The organism is Mesorhizobium sp. M7A.F.Ca.CA.001.10.2.1 (assembly GCF_003998575.1).
In the GTDB taxonomy this organism is placed as follows: Bacteria; Pseudomonadota; Alphaproteobacteria; order Rhizobiales; family Rhizobiaceae; genus Mesorhizobium.
The window spans coordinates 1-623 of the sequence record NZ_RZQY01001258.1 but is presented as its reverse complement, the minus strand read 5'-3'; the positions used below and the strand labels follow the sequence as shown (position 1 = coordinate 623).

At 61.0% G+C, this 623-nt stretch carries 1 protein-coding gene; it reads left to right on the top strand.

What is annotated here, in order from left to right; translation table 11 throughout:
* Window positions 1-17: 17 nt before the first annotated feature.
* Window positions 18-623 (top strand): porin (locus tag EN964_RS36510; RefSeq protein ID WP_164776576.1); only part of this gene is annotated, 606 nt, incomplete at its 3' end.

The following is a 623-nucleotide window of genomic DNA, read 5'->3' as shown; positions in this document are numbered from 1 at the left end:
TGACTGGAGGTCAGAAAATGAACATCAAGAGCCTTCTCCTCGGCTCCGCTGCGGCCCTGATCGCAGTTTCCGGTGCGCGCGCCGCCGACGCCGTCGTCGTCGCCGAGCCGGAACCCGCTGAATACGTCAAGATCTGCGACGTCTACGGCGCTGGCTACTTCTACATCCCCGGCACCGAAACCTGCCTGCGCATCGGCGGCTATATCCGTTACGACATCGGCGGTGGCGACCTCGGTTCGTTCGATGGTGCAAAAGCCGCGGATCACCAGGATGGTGATGACCACAACACCTGGCTGAAGAATACCCGCTTCACGCTGAAGACCTGGACAGGCCAGGAAACCGAACTCGGCACGTTGAAGACCTACACCGAGACCCGCTTCAACTTTGGCGACGACAACGCTTTCGAGGACGTCAACGCCGCCCATAACCGGGACGTCTCGCTGAACTTCGCCTGGATCCAGCTCGGTGGCCTGCGCGTCGGTAAGGACGAATCGGCCTTCGACACGTTCGTCGGCTACGCCGGCAACGTCATCCAGGATACGCTGGTTCCCTACGGCGATTTCGACACCAACGTCGTCCAGTACTACTTCGATGCCGGCAACGGCTTCTCGGCAGTGGTCTCG